15 protein-coding genes, 1 tRNA gene, 2 pseudogenes and 1 riboswitch are annotated in these 19,531 nt (G+C 64.1%); of the genes and pseudogenes, 11 read left to right on the forward strand and 7 right to left on the reverse strand.

The window, feature by feature from the left end:
• The 4 genes from bioA to bioB are packed head-to-tail and all read right to left on the reverse strand — an operon-like array spanning position 1 to position 4,035.
• Positions 1 to 1,299: an adenosylmethionine--8-amino-7-oxononanoate transaminase gene (gene bioA / locus AC5STI_RS07955; RefSeq protein ID WP_495446283.1), complete on the reverse strand. Its 1,299-nt coding sequence runs from the start codon at positions 1,297 to 1,299 to the stop codon at positions 1 to 3.
• A complete protein-coding gene (gene bioD / locus AC5STI_RS07960; RefSeq protein WP_495446284.1) occupies positions 1,296 to 1,922 on the reverse strand; it encodes a dethiobiotin synthase in 627 nt (208 codons plus the stop codon). Before bioD ends, bioA begins: the two co-directional genes overlap by 4 nt.
• Positions 1,919 to 3,058 (reverse strand): 8-amino-7-oxononanoate synthase, encoded by a 1,140-nt coding sequence (locus AC5STI_RS07965; RefSeq protein ID WP_495446285.1) that lies wholly within the window; start codon positions 3,056 to 3,058, stop codon positions 1,919 to 1,921. Before AC5STI_RS07965 ends, bioD begins: the two co-directional genes overlap by 4 nt.
• Positions 3,058 to 4,035 carry a biotin synthase BioB gene (bioB, locus tag AC5STI_RS07970; RefSeq protein ID WP_008556688.1) on the reverse strand — a complete coding sequence of 326 codons (978 nt, stop codon included), beginning with the start codon at positions 4,033 to 4,035 and terminating at the stop codon, positions 3,058 to 3,060. The genes AC5STI_RS07965 and bioB overlap by 1 nt, the downstream gene beginning before the upstream one ends.
• 213 nt (positions 4,036 to 4,248) lie before the next feature.
• A riboswitch (TPP riboswitch) is annotated at positions 4,249 to 4,377 on the forward strand.
• A gap of 132 nt (positions 4,378 to 4,509) precedes the next feature.
• Between bioB and thiC the strand changes: the two genes are divergently transcribed.
• From thiC to AC5STI_RS08010, 8 genes are all read left to right on the forward strand, one after another.
• Entirely contained in the window at positions 4,510 to 6,324 is a 1,815-nt protein-coding gene (thiC, locus tag AC5STI_RS07975) for a phosphomethylpyrimidine synthase ThiC (RefSeq protein ID WP_495446286.1), read from the forward strand.
• Positions 6,321 to 7,289 (forward strand): FAD-dependent oxidoreductase, encoded by a 969-nt coding sequence (locus tag AC5STI_RS07980; protein ID WP_495446287.1) that lies wholly within the window; start codon positions 6,321 to 6,323, stop codon positions 7,287 to 7,289. Before thiC ends, AC5STI_RS07980 begins: the two co-directional genes overlap by 4 nt.
• Entirely contained in the window at positions 7,258 to 7,455 is a 198-nt protein-coding gene (gene thiS / locus AC5STI_RS07985) for a sulfur carrier protein ThiS (RefSeq protein ID WP_475046565.1), read from the forward strand. Before AC5STI_RS07980 ends, thiS begins: the two co-directional genes overlap by 32 nt.
• A 1-nt stretch (position 7,456) precedes the next feature.
• Positions 7,457 to 8,224: a thiazole synthase gene (locus AC5STI_RS07990; RefSeq protein WP_495446288.1), complete on the forward strand. Its 768-nt coding sequence runs from the start codon at positions 7,457 to 7,459 to the stop codon at positions 8,222 to 8,224.
• Positions 8,224 to 8,829, forward strand: a complete 606-nt coding sequence (locus tag AC5STI_RS07995) for a thiamine phosphate synthase (protein WP_495446289.1) — start codon at positions 8,224 to 8,226, stop codon at positions 8,827 to 8,829. Before AC5STI_RS07990 ends, AC5STI_RS07995 begins: the two co-directional genes overlap by 1 nt.
• Positions 8,826 to 9,794 (forward strand): ThiF family adenylyltransferase, encoded by a 969-nt coding sequence (locus AC5STI_RS08000; protein ID WP_495446290.1) that lies wholly within the window; start codon positions 8,826 to 8,828, stop codon positions 9,792 to 9,794. The genes AC5STI_RS07995 and AC5STI_RS08000 overlap by 4 nt, the downstream gene beginning before the upstream one ends.
• A gap of 2 nt (positions 9,795 to 9,796) precedes the next feature.
• Positions 9,797 to 10,495 carry a bifunctional hydroxymethylpyrimidine kinase/phosphomethylpyrimidine kinase gene (gene thiD / locus AC5STI_RS08005; protein WP_495447741.1) on the forward strand — a complete coding sequence of 233 codons (699 nt, stop codon included), beginning with the start codon at positions 9,797 to 9,799 and terminating at the stop codon, positions 10,493 to 10,495.
• Positions 10,496 to 10,609: 114 nt separating this feature from the next.
• Entirely contained in the window at positions 10,610 to 11,965 is a 1,356-nt protein-coding gene (locus AC5STI_RS08010) for an amidase (RefSeq protein ID WP_495446291.1), read from the forward strand.
• A 26-nt stretch (positions 11,966 to 11,991) separates the two neighbouring features.
• On the opposite strand, the gene AC5STI_RS08015 is transcribed toward AC5STI_RS08010, so the two are convergent.
• Positions 11,992 to 12,981: a GT-B fold glycosyltransferase domain-containing protein gene (locus AC5STI_RS08015; protein ID WP_495446292.1), complete on the reverse strand. Its 990-nt coding sequence runs from the start codon at positions 12,979 to 12,981 to the stop codon at positions 11,992 to 11,994.
• Positions 12,982 to 13,150: 169 nt separating this feature from the next.
• Here AC5STI_RS08015 and AC5STI_RS08020 point away from each other — a divergent pair, with 169 nt between their 5' ends.
• Positions 13,151 to 13,639, forward strand: a complete 489-nt coding sequence (locus tag AC5STI_RS08020; RefSeq protein ID WP_495446293.1) for a hypothetical protein — start codon at positions 13,151 to 13,153, stop codon at positions 13,637 to 13,639.
• A 210-nt stretch (positions 13,640 to 13,849) separates the two neighbouring features.
• A tRNA-Thr gene (locus AC5STI_RS08025) sits at positions 13,850 to 13,925 on the forward strand.
• Between the two features lie 675 nt (positions 13,926 to 14,600).
• Here the strand turns inward: AC5STI_RS08025 and AC5STI_RS08030 are convergent.
• Positions 14,601 to 17,822, reverse strand: coding sequence for a WD40 repeat domain-containing protein (locus AC5STI_RS08030; RefSeq protein WP_495446294.1), 3,222 nt, complete (start codon positions 17,820 to 17,822; stop codon positions 14,601 to 14,603).
• A gap of 231 nt (positions 17,823 to 18,053) precedes the next feature.
• Positions 18,054 to 18,314 (reverse strand): annotated as a pseudogene (locus tag AC5STI_RS08035) (integrase core domain-containing protein); the annotation flags it as partial.
• Here AC5STI_RS08035 and AC5STI_RS08040 point away from each other — a divergent pair.
• Positions 18,303 to 19,388, forward strand: a pseudogene (locus tag AC5STI_RS08040) (IS110 family RNA-guided transposase); the annotation flags it as partial. The pseudogenes AC5STI_RS08035 and AC5STI_RS08040 sit on opposite strands and share 12 nt — an antisense overlap.
• Positions 19,389 to 19,531 lie beyond the last annotated feature (143 nt).

The following is a 19,531-nucleotide window of genomic DNA, read 5'->3' on the forward strand; positions in this document are numbered from 1 at the left end:
TTACAGCTCCCGCGCCAGCCGAAGCATGCCGGCGGTGATCTGGCTCAGCTGATCCGGCGAGGTGATGAAGGGCGGCATGGTGTAGATGTTGCAGCCGAAGGGCCGCAGGAACACACCCATCTCATGCGCGCGGGCGTGGGCCTCATCCGCCGAGACGCGGTGCTTCATCTCGATCACGCCAATGGCCCCCAGCACCCGCACGTCCGCCACGTCGGGAAGATCGCGCGCCGGGGCCAGTTCGGCCTCCATCTGCTCGCCGATGGCGGCCACGGTGCCGCGCCAGTCCTGGCCCGTGAGCAGGTCAAGCGACGCCTTGGCCGCAGCACAGGCCAGCGGGTTGCCCATGTAGGTGGGGCCATGCATGAACAGGCCGGGATTGCCGCCGCCGATACCCTCCGCCACGCGGTCATTGGTCATGGTGCAGGCGAAAGAGATATGCCCGCCCGTCAGCCCCTTTCCGAGGCAGATGATATCCGGCTCGACGGTGCAGAAATTGGTGGCAAACAGCTCGCCCGTGCGGCCAAAGCCGGTGGCGATCTCGTCAAAGATCAGGAGGATGCCCAGTTCATCACACAAGGCACGCGCCTGGTTCAGGTATTCCGGATGATAGAAATACATGCCGCCTGTGCCCTGCACGACGGGCTCCAGGATGAAGGCGGCGATCTTTCCGGCATTGGCCTCCAGCACGGCGCGCAGTTCCCCCAGACCGTTCCGGGCCGGGTCGTCCACCCACTCCTCATGGATGCGGACCGGCGGGCGGGAGACGAAATGCTGCACGCTCAGCGCGCCCTGGAACAGGTGGTGCATACCGGTATCCGGGTCGCAGACGCTCATCGCCTTCCAGGTGTCGCCGTGATAGCCGGAGCGGATGGTGGCAAACTCCTTGCGCTCCGGCTGGCCGATGGCGTGTTGGTACTGCACCGCCATCTTCATCGCCACTTCGACCGAGACCGAGCCCGAGTCGCAGTAGAAGATACGGGTGAGGCTTTCGGGCGTGATCTCCAGCAGCTTGCGGCCCAGGTCGATGGCCGGGTCATGGGTCAGCCCGCCGAACATCACATGCGGCAGGGTGTCGAGCTGGTCGTGAATCGCCTTGGTGATCGCCGGGTTCTTATGGCCGTGCATCATGCACCACCAGGACGACATGGCGTCGATCAGCCGGGTGCCGTCATCCAGCGTGATATGCACGCCCTCGCTTTCCTTCACCACGAAGGTCGGGCCGGGTTTGGCGACATTGGTGTAAGGATGCCAGAGGTGCCGCTGGTCAAATTCCAGCTGGCTGAGCTCAGCGGCGCTCATGCCAGGGCCTCCTTGATCAGGTCCATGCGGATGCTGGCCTGAAAGGCCACGGCCAGCGCGTCAGAAGTCAGCTCGCCCAGCACCGGCAGACGGCCCAGGTGAGCCACCTGGCCGAACTGGCAGATGGTTTCCTCCACCGCCGGCTCCGCGTCGCCTATGAAGGCCACGCCCACAACCGGGCAGCCCGCATCTCGCAAGGCTTTCAGAGACAAGAGCGTATGGTTGATCGTGCCAAGCTGCGTCCGCGCACACAGGATCACCGGCGCTCGCCAGCGCGCGAAGAGGTCAAGATACAGGACCTCCCGGTTCAGCGGCACCATCAGCCCGCCCGCGCCTTCGGCGACCAGCACGCCGTCGGTCTCTGGCAAGGGCAACGCGTCCGGGTCGATCTCCACACCCTCGGCCTCCGCCGACAGATGCGGCGAGGCGGGCAGTTGCAGCAGGTAGCCCTCCGGCAGCGCCGGGCGGCCCGACAGGCGGGAGACGATCTGGCTGTCGGTCTCCTCCTCCAGCCCGGATTGCACCGGCTTCCAGTAGGTGGCGCCCAGCGCCTGCACAAGGCCGGCCGAGAAGACGGTCTTGCCGATGCCGGTATCGGTTCCGGCCACGATCAGCGCACTCATGCTGCACTCTCCATTTCCCGGGCGAGGTCTTCGAACATCCGGGTAATAACCCCTGCCCCTGTATTCAGCGTGATCGACAGCCGCAGCCGCGAGGTGCCGCGCGGCACCGTCGGCGGGCGGATGCCGCGGATGTCATAGCCGCGGGTTTGCATGGCGGAAGCCAGCGACATGGTGCGCTTGTCATCGCCAATCACCACCGGCAGGATCTGGCTCTGGAACCCGTCCAGCCCGCACAGGCGCTTGGCTTCGCCTTGCGCATGGGTGATCCCCTGCCACGCCTGTTCCCGGCGGCCTGGGTTCTGTTGCAGCTCCTGCAAGGCAGCCCGCACCAGTGCCGCGTTCAGCGGCGACGGTGCTGTGGCAAAGATGAAGCCGCGCGCCTTGTTGATCAGAGTATCGATCAGCACACGCTGACCGCAGATCAAAGCGCCGGAGGCACCCAAAGCCTTGCCGCAGGTGTGCAGACTCAGGACATTCGGGCGGTGCGCGATCTCATGCGCCAGCCCGCGGCCCAGATCGCCGAACACGCCCGTCGAATGCGCTTCATCCACCACCAGCACGGCGCCCTCGGCATCGGCCAGCGCCATCAGTGCATCCAGCGGCGCGAGGTCGCCGTCCATGGAATATACCGCCTCAACCGCGATCCAGACCTGGCCGTCGCCGCCTTCCGCGCGCCAGGCTTTCAGCGCCCGCGCGGCGTCCTCCGCGTCGCTGTGGGCAAAGCTGCGCGTCTCGGCCCGGCCCAGCCGCATGCCGTCATGGGTGCTGGCATGGATCAGCGCGTCATACAGCACCAGATCGCCCTGCTGCGGCAGGGTTGAGAAAATCGCCTGATTGGCATTGAAGCCGCCGCCCATGAACAGCGCAGCCTCGGTGCCGAAAAACTCCGCAGCCTCCGCCTCCAGCAGCTGATGTTCCGCATCATTGCCGCGCAGCAGGCGCGAGCCGCCTGCCCCCACCGGCACCCCGCGCGCCAGCGCATCTGCGGCAGCGGCGCGCAGCACGTCACTGCCCGCCAGCCCAAGGTAGTCGTTGGAGGCAAAGTCGTGCCCGTCCCGCGGCATCAGCTGCCGGTAGCGCCCGCGCGTGCGCAGCGCTTCCAGCGATTTCTCATGCCTCGGGAAGGCGCCCGCCATCAGCGGCTGCCGTCGCAGCCCGCGGCCATGGCGGTGATGCCCAGACGGTCAAACAGCTGCTGGTCCTTGTCCTCTTCGGGGTTGTCCGCGGTCAGCAGCGTGTCGCCCACAAAGATCGAGTTGGCACCGGCAAAGAAGCACATCGCCTGCATCTCGTCCGACATATCGGTGCGGCCTGCGGACAGGCGCACGTGGGATTTCGGCATCAGGATGCGGGCCAGCGCCACGGAGCGGACAAATTCGATCGGGTCCAGCTTCTCGACATTGGCGAGCGGCGTGTCAGCGATCGGGATCAGCATGTTCACAGGCACCGAATCCGGGTGCACCTCCAGCGTTGCCAGTGCCAGCATCATGTCGATGCGGTCCAGCTGCTGCTCGCCCATGCCAACGATGCCGCCGGAGCAGACCTTGATGCCCGCCTCGCGCACCCGGTTCAGGGTGTCGATCCGGTCGGCGAAGGTGCGGGTGGTGATGATCTCGGAGTAGTAGCGCTCGGAGGTATCGATGTTGTGGTTGTAGTAGTCCAGACCAGCATCGCGCAGGCGGAACACCTGTTCCTCGTCCAGCATGCCCAGCGTCATGCAGGTTTCCATGCCCAGGTCCTTCACGCCCTGCACCATCGCTTCCAGCGCCGCCATGTCGCGGTCCTTGGGCGAGCGCCAGGCGGCCCCCATGCAATAGCGCGTCGCGCCGCCTTCCTTGGCTTTCTTGGCCTCGGCGATCACCCGCTGCACCTCGATCAGCTTGGACGCCGACAGCTGCGCGCCGTTGCGCGCCGACTGGGAGCAATAGGCGCAATCCTCGGCGCAGCCGCCGGTCTTGATGCTGAGAAGCTTGGATTTCTGCACCTGGTTGGGGTCGAAATACTGCCGGTGCACGGTGTGCGCCTGAAACAGCAAGTCCATGAAAGGCTTGTTGTAAATCGCTTCCGCTTCCTCGCGGGTCCAGTCGGTGCGGATGGGTGCAGCGTCCAGCATGCTGTCTCCTGTTCTCTATACCTGTTGGCCATGCGCGGATGGCGTTTCCGGTTTTTATAGATAATTTTGAGGCCGCCGATCAAGCACCAAAGCTGCGCTGCAGCGATTTGCCTCGCAGATGCGCCCTTAATGCCAGTATCACGCTGATAATAATGCCAAAAAATAATCTATGAAAATAGCAGTTGACGCGAACCCCGCCCCTCCCCTAGCCCTATAGGCACGCAGGGGAGTCCCGCCCAAGGGACTGAGAGGCGTCATGGTGCGGGGCAGCCCGGACCGGCGGCGCGACCCTTTGAACCTGACCCAGTTGACACTGGCGTAGGAAGCTAGGACGCGCCTTTTGGCCCCTTGTCCCCGCGGGGACAGCCGTTTGAAACGGGCGCATTCCGGTCAAGCAGGCCCCATGCCTGCCGGTTTCCCGAGCCAAAACTCACCTGGTGTCTTTTCTGAGTTTAGGCTTCGAGGAGCACCAAAATGAACGTCCCCAACCCCAAGATTACGACGGGCGCATTGCCCGCGTCGCGCAAGATCTACGTCAGCGGCGAGGTCCATCAGGACATCCGCGTGCCGATGCGCGAAATCTCCACCCACCCCACCGCGGGCGAGGCGCCGCTGCCGGTCTATGACAGCTCCGGGCCCTACACCGACCCGGATGTGCTGACCGACATCCGCGAAGGCCTGCCAGCGCTGCGCCGCCAGTGGATTGAGGCACGCGGCGACGTCGAAAGCTACCAGGGCCGCGATGTGAAGCCGGAGGACAACGGCTTTGTCGAGGGCGACCGGCTGACGCCTGAGTTCCCGGTGAAACCCGCCCCCCTGCGCGGCAAGGACGGCAAGGCGCCGACCCAGCTGGCCTATGCGCGCGCTGGCATCATCACCCCGGAGATGGAGTTTGTGGCGATCCGCGAAAATCAGCTGCGCGAGCTGTCGCCTTGTCACGCCAAACGCGACGGCAATGATTTCGGCGCCAAAATCCCCGACTACGTGACGCCGGAATTCGTGCGCCAGGAAATCGCCGCGGGCCGCGCCATCATCCCCGCCAACATCAACCACCCGGAAATCGAGCCGATGATCATCGGCCGCAATTTCAAGGTGAAGATCAACGCCAACATGGGCACCTCTGCCGTCACCTCCTCAATGGAGGAAGAGGTCGACAAGCTGGTCTGGGCGATCCGCTGGGGCGCCGACACGGTGATGGACCTGTCGACGGGGCGCAACATTCACAACACCCGCGAATGGATCGTGCGAAACTCCCCCGTTCCCATCGGCACCGTGCCGATCTACCAGGCGCTGGAGAAGGTCAATGGCATCGCCGAGGACCTGACTTGGGAAGTGTTCCGCGACACGCTGATCGAGCAGGCGGAGCAAGGCGTCGACTACTTCACCATCCACGCGGGCGTACGGCTGCACATGGTGCCGATGACGGTGAACCGGGTGACGGGGATCGTCTCGCGCGGCGGCTCGATCATGGCCAAGTGGTGCCTGCATCACCACAAGGAGAGCTTCCTCTATGAGCATTTCGAGGAGATCTGCGACATCTGCCGCCAGTATGACGTGAGCTTCAGCTTGGGCGACGGCTTGCGCCCCGGCTCCATCGCGGACGCCAATGACGAGGCGCAGTTTGCTGAGCTGGAAACCCTCGGTGAACTGACCAAGATTGCCTGGGCCAAGGACTGCCAAGTGATGATCGAAGGGCCGGGCCATGTCGCCATGCACAAGATCAAGGAGAACATGGACAAGCAGCTGGAGTGCTGCCACGAGGCGCCGTTCTATACGCTTGGGCCGCTGACCACCGACATCGCGCCGGGCTATGACCATATCACCAGCGGCATCGGAGCCGCCATGATCGGCTGGTTCGGCTGCGCCATGCTGTGCTACGTGACACCCAAGGAGCACCTGGGCCTGCCCGACCGTGACGACGTGAAGACCGGGGTGATCACCTATAAGATCGCCGCCCATGCCGCCGATCTGGCCAAGGGCCTGCCGGGCGCCCAGCGCCGCGACGATGCGCTGAGCCGCGCGCGGTTCGAATTCCGCTGGGAGGACCAGTTCAACCTGTCGCTGGACCCGGACACCGCGCGCGAGTTCCACGACCAGACACTGCCGAAACAGGCCCATAAGGTCGCCCATTTCTGCTCCATGTGCGGGCCGAAATTCTGCTCCATGCGGATCAGTCACGACATCCGCTCGGAAGCGCAGAAAGAGGGCATGGAGGCGATGGCCGCCAAGTTCCGCGAGGGCGGTGAGCTGTACGTGCCTGCCGCTGAAGCAGCGGAACCGGCGGAATGATCACCATCGCAGGCGCGGGCCTTGCCGGTCTCGCCTGCGCCTATGAACTGGCGCAGCGCGGGGCGGCGGTCACCGTATACGAGCGGGGCGAGGCGCCCGGGGCCGGCAGCGTCGCGCGCTTTGCGGGCGGCATGCTGGCGCCCTGGTGCGAACGTGAAAGCGCCGAGGAGGAGGTGATCACCCTCGGCAGCCGCGCCTTCGATTGGTGGGCCAAGGTCACGCCCGTCCACAGGCGCGGCACGCTGGTGGTGGCGCCTGCCCGCGACCGGGCGGAGCTTACCCGCTTTGCCCGCCGCACCCGCGGCCACCGGGGCGTGGACGGGGCGGAGATTGGCGAGCTGGAGCCGGCACTGGCGGGGCGGTTTGCGCAAGGGCTGTTCTTTGAGCAGGAGGCCCATCTGGACCCGCGGCAGGCGCTGCGGGACCTGACTGCAAAGGTGCAGGAAATGGGGGTGAAGATCCGCTATGGCTCCCCTGCTCCGGCCCGCGTCTCGCTGGACTGCACCGGCATGGCGGCACCGCTGCCCGGCCTGCGCCCGGTGCGCGGCGAGATGGCCATCCTGCACTGCCCGGAGGTGGAGATCAGCCGCACCCTGCGCCTTTTGCACCCGCGGATGCCGCTGTATCTCGTTCCCCGCGGGGACGGGTATTTCATGATCGGCGGCACCATGATCGAGAGCAGCTCGGACCGCGCCATCACCCTGCGCTCGCTCAGCGAGCTGCTGAGTGCCGCCTTTGCCCTGCACCCGGCCTTTGCGGAGGCCAGCGTTGTGGAGACCGGCGCGGGGCTGCGCCCGGCCTTCCCGGACAACCTGCCGCGGCTGACCGCACAGGACGGGACGCTTTACCTCAATGGCCTGTACCGGCACGGCTTCCTGCTTGCCCCCGCAATGGCACGGCAAGCCGCTGACCGCTTGATACCGGAGATATCAGATGAAGATCATCGTGAACGCCGAACCGCGTGACGTGTCCGCAACCGACCTTCAGACGGTCCTGGATGAGCTGGGCTTTGCCTGCTCAGCCGTTGCCACCGCGCTGAACGGCACATTCATTGCCCGCGGCAAGCGGGAGGGGGTGCTTCTGGCCGAAGGCGACCGGCTGGAGGTTCTGGCCCCGATGCAGGGAGGCTGAGATGAAAGTTTACGGAACAGAGATCGCCTCGCGGCTGCTGCTGGGCACTGCGCAATATCCCTCGCCTGCGGTGCTGGCTGAGGCGGTGGCATCCAGTGGCACGGAGATCATTACTGTCTCCTTGCGCCGCGAGACCGCCGACGGCTCCGGCGCCGGGTTCTGGGAGGGGCTGAGGGAGACTGGCTGCCGCATCCTGCCCAACACGGCCGGCTGCCATTCGGTGCAGGAGGCGGTGACCACCGCCCGTATGGCGCGGGAACTGTTCGGAACGCCCTGGATCAAGCTGGAGGTGATCGGACATTCCGACACGCTGCAGCCGGATGTGTTCGGATTGGTGGAGGCGGCGCGGGTGCTGAGCAGCGAGGGGTTCCAAGTCTTTCCCTATACCACCGACGATCTGGTGGTGGGAGAGAAGCTGCTGGACGCAGGCTGCGAAGTCCTGATGCCCTGGGGCGCGCCGATCGGCTCAGGCCAGGGGCTGCGCAACCCGGATGGCTTGCGGGCGATGCGGGCGCATTTTCCCGACGTGCCGCTGATCGTGGATGCCGGCATCGGGCGGCCCTCGGACGCGGCACAGGCGATGGAGCTGGGCATGGATGCGGTGCTGCTGAACACCGCCGTGGCCAAGGCCGGCGATCCGGCAGGCATGGCGCGCGCGATGGCGCTGGCGGTTGAGGCCGGGCGTACGGGGTATGAGGCCGGCCCGATGGAACGGCGCGACATGGCGGTGCCCTCCACCCCGGTTCTGGGACTGGCGGAGTTTGCATGATGGACCGTTTCTATCTGATCGTGGGCCATGTCGGCAGGCTGGAGCTGCTGGTGCCGCATGGGGCCAGGCTGGTGCAGCTGCGCATCAAGGATGAGCCGGATGCCGAAGTGCGCCGCCAAATTGCCCGCGCGCGGGATTTCTGCGCGGTGCATGGCGCGCAGCTGGTGGTGAATGACTACTGGCAAGCGGCCTTGGAGCTGAACTGCAATTTCGTGCATCTGGGCCAGGAGGACATGGACACCGCGGATTTCGCCGCGCTGCGCCGCAAGGGGGTGCGCTTTGGACTATCGACCCATGATGAAGCAGAGCTGGAGCGGGCGTTGTCCCTTGATCCGGCTTATGTGGCGCTGGGGCCGGTCTATCCGACGCGGCTGAAGAAGATGAAATGGTGGCCGCAGGGGCTGGAGCGGGTCGCGCGCTGGAAGCAGATGGCGGGCAAGACGCCTCTGGTCGCGATTGGCGGGCTGACGCCGGAGCGGCTGCCTGGGGTCTTTGCCGCGGGGGCCGACAGCGCCGCGGTGGTGACCGATATCCAGCTGGCGGATGACCCCGAGGCGCGCACCCGCGAATGGGTGGAAGCCTGCCGCGTCAAGGAGCCGGCATGAGCCGCTATGCGCGCCAGATGATCCTGCCGGAGGTCGGTGCGGCGGGTCAGGACCTGCTCGCCCGCGCCCATGTGCTGGTGGTCGGCGCCGGGGGATTGGGCTGCCCGGTGCTGCAATATCTGGGCGGGGCCGGCGTGGGCCGGATCACCGTGATGGATGGCGACGTGGTGGAGGAGAGCAACCTGCACCGGCAGGTGCTTTATTCCATGCCGGACCTCGGCCGCCCCAAGGCTGAGGCGGCCCGGCTGCATCTGCTGGCGGCCAATCCGGAGCTGGAGGTGACGGCCCTTGTGGAACCGCTGGACGCCGCCAATGCCTCGGAAATGGTAGCCGGGGCTGATCTGGTGGTGGATGCAGCGGACAGTTTTGCGGTGTCCTATACCCTCTCGGATGAATGCCTGCGGCAGGGCAAGACGCTGATCTCCGCCTCCGCGCTGGGGCAGTCGGGCTATGCCGGCGGGTTCTGCGGCGGCGGGCCGTCCTTGCGCGCGGTGTTTCCGGATCTGCCCGCACAGGCCGCGACCTGCGCAACCGCAGGCGTGATGGGGCCGGCCGTGGGCATGATCGGCGCATTGCAGGCGCAGCTTGCCTTGAAGGCGCTGCTCAATCACCAGCCGTCCCCGCGGGGACAGCTGTTTATTTTCCGCCTGCAGGACCTGCAGGTCAGCACATTCCGCTTTGACGGCGCCGAGGAGCCGGAGGACACCCTGCCCTTTATCGCGGCACCTCATATCACCCCGCAAGATACGGTGATCGAGCTGCGCGATGCCGCCGAGGCCCCGCGCCTGCCTGCACCGCAGGCACGCCGGATGGCCCGTGCCGATCTGCTGGCGGCGGGCCTGCCGCGCGAGGGGCGTATCGTGCTGTGCTGCCGCACCGGGCTCCGGGCCTGGGGCGCGGCGCAGGATCTGCGGCAGGCCGGTTTCAACGATCTTGCGCTGCTGGCGGCGGGAGATGGTGCGTGACAATGATCCTGGCCATTGGCGGCACCGACAGCAGCGGCGGCGCGGGGCTTACCCGCGATACGGCTATGGCCGCCGAGCTGGGCGTTTCAGTCCGGCCGGTAGTGACAGCCGTGACCGTGCAGACCAACGAGGCGGTTCTGGCCGTTCATCCCTGCGCTGTCCAAGGTGTTGCGGACCAGGCGCGCGCCGCCTTGGCAACACCGCCGCGGCCCGGTGCGGTGAAGATCGGCATGCTTGGCTCGGCTGCGGTGGCGGAAGCGGTAGAGGCCGCTTTGCCCGCGGGCCTGCCCATCGTGCTGGACCCGGTGCTGAAGGCAAGTTCCGGCGGCACGCTGATGGAGGCGGACGGGTTTGGCGCGCTGCTGCGGCGGGCGGCGCTGGTCACGCCTAATCTGGCGGAGCTGGAAGTGCTGTCCGGCACCGGCAGCACAGTTGAGACCCAATCCGCGGCGCTGCTGTCGCAGGGCGTGCAGGCGGTGCTGGTCAAGGGCGGCCATGGCAGTGGGGCTGAGAGCATTGATTTGCTGTTCACCGCGGATCACGCGCCCGTTCCTTTTGCCGCGCCGCGCTTGCCGGTTTCAAAACGCGGCACCGGGTGCAGCCTGGCCACGGCCATCGCTTGCCATCTGGCGCGAGGGGCCAGCCTGCAGGAGGCCTGCAGGCGCGGCAAGGACGCGGTGTACCGCTGGCTGCGCCGCTGAGGCGGGCAAGGTCGCTGGCAGACGGTTTTGAGGCCGGTTTCAGGACGGAGCCTGCGGGCACGTCTCCCTAGTGTCCCGGCAAACCATCACGCTAAGGCCCGGGAGACCTGCCGCATGACCGGAATCACTGCGCTGAGCGCCGAACAGATGGCGGCCAAGCTGCGCGCCCGCGAGCTGAGCGCCCGTGAGGTGCTGGCGGCGCATAAGGCGCAGACCGAAGCGCGGGAGGGCACGGTCAATGCCTTTGTCACCCTGGACTGGAACTCGGCAGAGGCGCGGGCGGCGGAGTTGGATGCGATGGCCGCCGACGGACGTTTTGCCGGGCCGTTGCACGGGCTGCCGCTGGCGGTCAAGGACTGTTTTGAGACCAAGGGCTTGCGGACGACCTGGGGGTCGCGGAGCTTTGAAACCCATGTGCCGGAGTATGATGCGCTGCATGTGGCGCGGCTGCGGGCAGCGGGAGCGGTGATCACCGGCAAGAGCAACACGCCGGAATTCACCCTTTCCGGCCAGACCAGCAACCTGGTGAGCGGCACCACCCGCAACCCGCTGAACCCGGAAAAGACTGTGGCCGGCAGTTCCGGCGGCGCGGCGGCGGCGCTGGCGGCAAACATGGTGGCGCTGGCCGATGGCTCGGACCTGGGCGGCAGCACCCGCACGCCTGCGGCCTGGTGCGGTGTGGCGGGGATGCGCCCGAGCTCCGGCCTGATCCCCTATGCGCCGAACCCCGCGCCCTTTGACGGGCTGTCGGTGCCGGGGCCGATGGCGCGGACGGTGCGCGATCTGGTGCTGATGCTGGAGGTGATGCAGGGCAACGCCGCCAGCCAGCCGCTGGGCTTCTGGCACGGCCTGCCGCGGCTGGCGGACTTGGAAGAGCCCCCTGCCCGGCGCGCTGGCCGGATTGCCCTGTCGCTGTCGCCCTTCGGGGCCAGTGTGGAGCCCTCGGTGCAGGCGGCGATTGCACCGGTCGAAACCCTGTGCCGGGAGCTGGGCTGGCAGGTGGCAGAAGACGCCCCGGCGCTGGAGCCGCTGCTGGCGCATGGCGATATCACCCGCGGCCAGTGCGCGCTGCAGATCCGCGCCGCGCTGCAGCCGGACATGGCGCTGGCGGGCGAAAGCTTCCGCACCGCCTGCGCCCAGGCAGAGGGGCGCAGCCTGGCGGAGCTGGTGGCCTATCAGAACACCCGCGCCCGGGTCTGGGCGGATGTTGCCGCTTTCTTTGACCGCTATGACTTCGCCTTGTGGCCCACGGCGACGGGGATGCCGTTCTCGGCCAATCTGCGAGACAGCGAACTGCCCGAGGACTGGCGCACGGTGACGCTGACACCGCCGATGGAGCTGCCCTCAGTCTCGATCCCCTTCGGCACCTCTGCGGACGCGATGCCCGTGGGGCTGCATATCACCGGGCCAAAAGGATCGGATGCGCGGCTGCTGCAATTTGCCCGCAGCATCGAGCGGGCGCTGCGGTAGCGGGGCAGGCACGCCTGCGGCCGCCCTCAGCGCATCCAGAAGCCTTCTTTTTTGATCCGGTTACGGATCGCCTGCTCGCGCCGCGGCAGGTTTTCGCGGTCAAACAGCGCCCGCACCTTTTCCCCGCGACCCTGGTAGACCATGCGCTTGATCGGCTCATAGGTTTTCAGAACCTTCTTGATCCGGTTCGGGGCAGCGATTTCGTGCAGCAGCTCCACCACCCGGTCGCTCTCGCGCGCATAGAGCAGCGGAAACAGCCGGTAGTGGCAGCTGGTCTCCCCGTCCAGATAGCCGGCTGGCAGCGCATCGCGGCCGCCGCCGAAGGAGTGGATCACCAGCGGCAGCACGATCTGATCCAGCCACGGATCCAATGACTGGCCCGTCAGCTCCGGCGGCGGATCATTCCTGACCGATTGCGCATAGACCAGGAAACGCTTGCCAAAGGCCCGCGGGCAGGCGCCGTAGAAAAAGCCCGCATTGAAATAGAGGTAGCGCTTCCAGAACCCGTCCGGTTGGCCGAGGTCGAGGCTGGACTGAAAATCGAGGCCGAAGCGGGCATAAAGCGACTGCCAGATGCCGGCATATCCCGGCCCGTAGAGGGTCGGCTTGGGCCAGGTCCCCTCCACCCGCAGCGACGCTGAGGGGCGGGAGAAGTCAAAGGGCACCTCTGCCAGCTCGCCTGTAATTAGGGTGTCGGTGTCGAAGAACACAAAGGGCTCCCCTTCGGGCAGTACCTGCAGCGCCTCGATCTTGTTGCCATAGGGGTATGCGGCGCCGAACACCTTGCTCTCGAACGGCACAATCTCCGCGCCCAGATCCGCGAGCACCTGCAGCACCTCCCGGTTGCGGATGCTGGGATCCTTGTCCCACAAGGGCCCCTGCTGCGGCACCGCCACGACGAGCCGCCCGGCAAACCCGGGCGAACAATGGCGCAGCGAGGCGGCAAACAGGACCGCCTCATACTGCAGCCGGCCCGCCTGGCCGATGATCATCACGTTGAAGGGGGCATTTGCCATTGTTTTCCCCGTTTTTTCGTCTCTGCCGGGCGGTTAGGACTGCCTGTTAAGGCCGCAGGCAGACCTGCCTGCTATGGTAGCTACTAGCCGGCAGGATGCCGTGCAACAGGCCGCCGGGAATTTCGGGCGGCCCTGTGACTCGAAAGGGCGTCCCAAGTGGAGAGAGAACATGATTGATGTGATCCTGGCGATAATCGCGGCCGCGGCGCAGCCGGGCTCGGGGGACGGCACGCAGGAGGCTGCGGCGGTCGCCGCGCCTGCTCCGGCTGGCAGCGCGCTGGCGGCGGAGCCGCAGGAGGCCACCGGCCGCTTCACCACCGCAACCGAGGTGAAGCCGATCCTGGCCGCGACCCTGGCCAACTGGATACATGTGCGCGAATTCAACGGCCAGGATCTGCTCTATGTCACCCACCTGTGGTCCTGGCGCTGCGGCCTGGCGCAGGTGAAACTGGGGGTGAACGGCAGCCCGCTGGAAGTCTGGCCGCTGCCAAAGTGCCACCTGGACGAGGGCTTTCCCAACATGATCAAGGAAGAAGACGGCATGCCCTACCGCAGCTACCCGCTCGGCTCGATCCAGCAGGTCGCGGTTGAAGTGACCTATGATGACCTCAGCACCGAGAGCTTTTCCTTCGGCCGCAACGGCCGCCCCCTGCGGTAAGCCTGACCCGCCGGCCGGATCTGGCCGGTTTTGGCTGAGCGGCCGCGTACCGGCCTTCCCGGCAAGGCATTGGCAGCAAACCCCGCGGCAGTCTCCCGCAGCGCCAGCAATGCGCGCGGCGGTCTGCAATTCTGCAAGCTTGTGCATTTGCTGAAAAGACCTCTTGCGAGGGACCTGCGAAGGATGCTAAGCGCGGTTTCACAGCTCGGCGCCCCTATAGCTCAGCTGGTAGAGCAACTGATTTGTAATCAGTAGGTCCGCGGTTCGAGTCCGTGTGGGGGCACCATTTCACAATAAATTGCCCAGGAATTTCATGAGCTTACCTCGCAAGCTGAATTCCCAGCCCACCCCTAAATCCACCCTTTGAATGCCGTATAAATGGTCCGTACACCAGCAGCCCAAGCGCCCTCGACCCGCCCGGAAACTTGCAAACAAGTCTTGCATTTTGGGCACTTGAGACGAGCAACAACGGCTCATCATCCTGGTGCAGGCAAGAGGTATCAACTGCCATTGTGCGCCACATGGGGGTGATTGCGATTGATTTGCCGGGATCCAGGCGCAGCTTTCCCGAATTTGCCCATCGCTATGATTCGACAGGGTCGTTCCTCACCAGTGGCAATTCAGACCTTCTGACATCGTTGTGGCTGGCGATCCGACCCAGTTCCTCTCCAGAGCACGGCAAGTGGCTGGGGATAGGTTTGTGGAATTTAATCCCAAAGTCGTGTACATTCCGAAATTCACTTTGAAAGGAATGGAACTAGATCCCTTTTTCGTCACCGCGGTACGCCTGATCAATGCTGAGGCGGCGCTGAGCGTGCAGCTTTAGGATGACCGGACTGAGACAGCATCAACTTTCGATACCGCCTTTGCAGAGGAGGAGAAGCTGGACCTGGAGCCGTTCGTTTCTTTCGGCACGGCCATTGAGCATGCGATCTGGGGCAATGATCTGCAATGATATGGCTTAGTCCGGGCAGAAGGCTGATCTGGGTTGGATCGCGGGGACGCCGGGAGGCGTCTGTGTCGTGACGCCCGCATGCCAATAGGAGCAGGCCCGACGGATCAGGTCTTCTGCCCGCCAAGGCTGCAGTCTGACGATCCTGTTTTCTCTTGACCCCTCTGTGCTCAACACCTGATCGCCGAGGAACTCCAATACCTTCGGGCGACCTGGGGTTGGCAGAACTGACAGGGTTGAAAGGTCAGTCAAGTCAATGATGCGAATGCCCGTGTCGTCGCCGGGCACTGCAAGCCTTGTCTCATGCGCATCAAACGCGAAGGGGGCCGCACGGCTGCGTACTTTTGCGGGCGACACTTCGACCACATGGTGTGACTGCCAAGGCCAGCGCGGTGGAACGAGGATGCCGACAGCGCCGTCGCGACCATGCACAATGAAATGCGCCCCCGTAGGTGATGCGGCGACAGCGGTGGCGTAAGGCCAGGTCTCGGGCAGCTGCAGGGGTGCGCAGGTTTGTGGGCTTGCGTCGTCGCATTCATGCGTGCCACCTGAAGATTCAGAACACAAGCACAATTGCCGGGTGTCGTCGGACGGTGCGCGTAAGACGCTTAGGCTGGATGCGCCTTCGGACCCGAAGGCGATGCTTTCAATGACCGTATCGGGCAGAGAGAACTGGTCAGACCGGAACCCACCGTCTTCTGCGACCCAGAACTGTTGCGCGTTGGGCGCGGTTTGCACAGCAACGACGCCTGCTGAAACCGCGACTTTCGCGTCCTCTGGCAAGGGTGCGGCATTCAGCAGGACACCGGCGCAACCCGAAGGATCAAAGGCGAAAAGACGTTTGGTGCCGTTGTTTATATGGATTGCCGGGAATACGATTCCACCGTCCGGTCCCAGGGAATAGGCGGCGCGAACGTCCTCATCGGGGGTGAGTTTGAGTATCTGTTCAATGGTCTGGCCGCCACAAAGGGGTGTCACCTCTGTTTCGGAAACTGCAAAGAGACGCGTATCGGCATCGAAGTAGACCAGTATCGTCTCATCCGTTGTCAGGATGTCCCAGTTGCCCGAAGGGTCTGGCGCGCCGGGAGCCGAGTGGAACCCGCGCCCAGGAGACCAGAACCACGGTCCGCCAGTGTCGGGCTTGAAGACGACGCTTTCGGTTCCAGCAACCGGGTGGCCAGCGCGTACCGCTCGAATGCGCAGCGTCTCATAGATGTCCATTGGGCGGATGCGCTGCAAAACTCCATCATCGCTCAATGTATAGCCGGTGATGCCATCCGCAGAAAAAACCACGTCCCGCGCCATCCTGTCATGCACCGCCGCGGCCATGCCACCTGTGCTTGGGCCCCGTGTCGCAAAAAACTTGGTGGTATGGTCATGGCTACTGATGCCGAAGAACTGCCCGGAGGGATGTAATTCGAGTGCAACGTTGCCGGCTGTTTCAGGCCGCGCAACGATGTATGCGCCTGACAGATCCTGTGCCAGAGACGCAGGACTGGTTTGGTAGGAGTAAGTTTCCCCAATTTGCGCACCTGTTTCGCCGTCGAGAACCAGAATGCGTCCGTCCAGATCCGTGACAATTGCAAGGGCAACATCGGCAGTGACGTCGATAGCTGACAGCGCTGAATTGCTGTCAAAGTACTGTGGCCAGACCTCTGTTGCGCCCGTTTCGGTTAAATCAATCGCGCCAGCAAAATGGTTGTAGCTTGTGAAAAAGCCGCGGACAGTCCCGTCTGGAAGCACCCGCAGACCAAAGTCAGACACGCTGCCAGGAATAGTTGATGTCTCGCCGGGATCGGCAAAGTCAGGGTCGTAGAACTGATAAAGGAGGGTTCCGCCCCATTCAGCCCCCCTCGTGGGCAAGGGAAAAGCCATCACTCTCCCATCAATGTCGCCCCGAACGATGCGGTTCCAGACCGGATCGTAGGCCACGCTGAAAACACGCTTGTCATAGCCCGAATGGGCGATCTTTTCGAACGTTCGAACTTGCCCTTCGCCTTGCAGCCGGACAAAAAACATGCCGCTCTGTGTGGCCACGGCAAAATCACGCGCGCCGGGCAGCACGGCGATGTCCAGGATACGGGTGTGATCAAGGTAGAGTTCGGCCAATTCCTGACCTGATTGAAGATCGAGAAGCACCAGGTGGCCATCTATGCCACCGATCAGCGCCTCTTTTCCAGGCACGAGTTCCGTCAGCGTTTCGATATGCGCGCGCCGGGCGCCAGGCCCGTTGCCAGTGTCGTCGCCGATGCGGCGGTAAATGACCTCTGAGGGCACAAGCCGCTGCATGGTTTCAACCAGCCCTCTGGGCGCTTCCGCGCGATCCCCGTTCGCCATGGCATTCACCGACAAGGCAAGACTGTCCATGAGGGAAGCGTTCAGATCACTGCGCAACAGGTCCGCGCGGCTGGTCCAGATGCGGTTGGTTCTGAGCCGCTGTTCCTCTGTCAGGGTCAGAGCCGTGTTTCCAAGCCCGGCGATCAGGGCCAGAAACGCCACGCCAACGACCGTCCATGCCGCCCGCCTGCGTCGCCTTGATTTGCGGAGCGCAGCTTCAAAGCTCTTTTCGAGGTCTTCGACCGCAAAGGCGTGGGCGCCTCTATTGGACAGTAGCCGGACCGCAAGACGCGCCAATTCTTCTTCATAGCTACGAACGCTGACCCATTTGGGAACGGATGCCAGAAGGGCTTTCAGGCGTTCTGAGGTGCGCAGGCCGAAGGTTGCAAACTTGCGCCGGTAGTAGCCGCGCAGATCTGAAAACAACCCCATCGGACGCCCCATGAGAGCAGGAGGCAGAAAGCGTGCATGCTCCGTCGGGTCCGGCGCGTGGGTGAGAGCAAAATGAACCTCGCCTTTGGGGCGCAGCGTAAAAAACCAGTCGATTTCACGGTTCACCCAAGGGTGGTCCTTGGTTTCGGTTCCCGAAAACACGAGCAGGCTTCTGGATCGGGCAAGGTAGCTTTGAACCAGTGCATCAATTGGCGCTTCTTCATCCGGATCAGACTTCGGGAAGGCAAAGTCCATACCGTCGACGCAGATGCGGATAGGGTCAAAGGTGTCGCCAGTCACCGCGTAATATCTGTCCTGCACGCCAGGGCGCAGGTGAAAGGCCTCAAGATCCGCTTTTACACGTCGTACAAGCCGAGAATCTGGGTCGGTCGCGTGGCTAGCGAACGCATCGTAAAGCGCGGTTTCAGGGTCGGGGTTTTCGCTTTCGGACGGCGATCGCATGGCAGGTTCTCGGAGAGGGGTATCTCTTTGTGTATAGCCGGGTCTGGGCAGGGTGTGCGGCCAAAACAACGCTTTGATGCGGGGGATGGCTGCCTTTACGTGGAAAATCTGGCCAGTACGGTGGAAGCTGTAAAGTATTGATGTATTGAATTGTAGGTGGCAATGATGAAGCGGGGCCGTAGGGCACGGGGCTTCTATTGATGTGATCCCCGAAAACGCCCCCGTTTTTGATTAGGTGTTCAGTCCCGGGATCTGGTGGATCGGGTCCACAAAGAATCTGTCTGGTTCTGAAGTCCAGACTTTGCAGATGTACTCGTAGGGCGTGAGTCCGCTGAGAGTCTTGAGCCTTCGGGCGAAGTTATAGGCGGCCATGAAATCGGCAAGATGGGTGCGAAGCTGATCGTGGCTGTCGTAGTGGAAGCGTTTGACGGTGGCGTCCTTGATTGTCCGGTTCATCCGCTCGACTTGACCATTGGTCCACGGATGGTTGGGATCGGGTTCGAAGCAACCGGCAACTATCATCGGCATTGGCACATCATCTCGGCCAGGCGGGGTTCGAGCTGAAGCTCGTGTCCTCCGTGGGCTTGGTCCGGACGCGGGAGGCCCTGCACAACAGCTGGGACAAGAACGACCCGAAGGACGCCCAGGTCATCCTTCACATGCTGGAGATCGGAGCCGTGCAGTTCTTCCATGATCCGCTGGCCACTGGAACCGCTGACATTCAGGAACTGTCAAAGACCCATGAGATCGTTTCGCGGTCGAAGACCGAACTCTGGCACCGCATCCTGACCCATTACCTGCCTCTGTATTTTCCCGAAGCCGAGCGGTTTCACAGAAACTCCCGGACGGATTGGTTCCTGGCGTTTCTCGAGAAGTACCCGTCGCCACACATGATCTCGGCCATGAGCCGGCAGGCTTTCATCGCCGATGCCTGGCAAGTCGTTGGCCGCAAGGTTTCCAAAGAACGCCTGCTTTCAGACATTTACACGACTGCTGCGGGTTCAGTCGGGCTTCCTGCCCGCCCGGAATCCGACGCCGTGCGTATGTTCCGCCTCGTTCTCGCCGAAGGCCGCAGCCTGATCCGGCAGCGCGATGAGATTGAGGCCCGATCCGTCGAGCTCCTATCCGATCTGCCTGACTATCAGCTGCTGACGACCATCCCCGGTATCGGCCCGATCCACACAATGACCATCCTGACTGAAGCAGGTGATCTGCGCCGTTTCCGGCATCACCGCCAGTTCCTGAAGTTCTGCGGCATGCATTGCCCGGAAGGCGATTGCGCAGCAATCCGCCGGGAGGGATCTCGCAACCGTGCAGTCCGGAATGTTCCGCGGACAAAGCAAGATCTCCAAGTATGGCAATGCCCGGCTCCGGCGCACGCTCTGGATGGCGGGTCAGACGGCTGCGTTGAAGAAGACCAACAGCTTCCGCGACAAGTTCGAGCGTTACATCTCCAAGGACCGGCACAATGCCCATCTGCGCCGCAAGGCCTATACCGCTATCGCGGCCAAGATGGCGCGCACCGTACACGCCGTGGTCAAACACGGCGAACCCTATCGCCCCTTCAACGCCGCGGTCGAAGCTTGCGATCGCTGTATTGCAGCTCGGATGGCGTGCGTGGTCGTGGCGCTGCCGTGACGAACTATGTCCCATAGTGCTGCCTTCCATTCAGACGAGTGGATCGCACCATCAAACCGTGGGATCAAACA

The organism is Leisingera sp. CC-HEC096 (assembly GCF_059429235.1).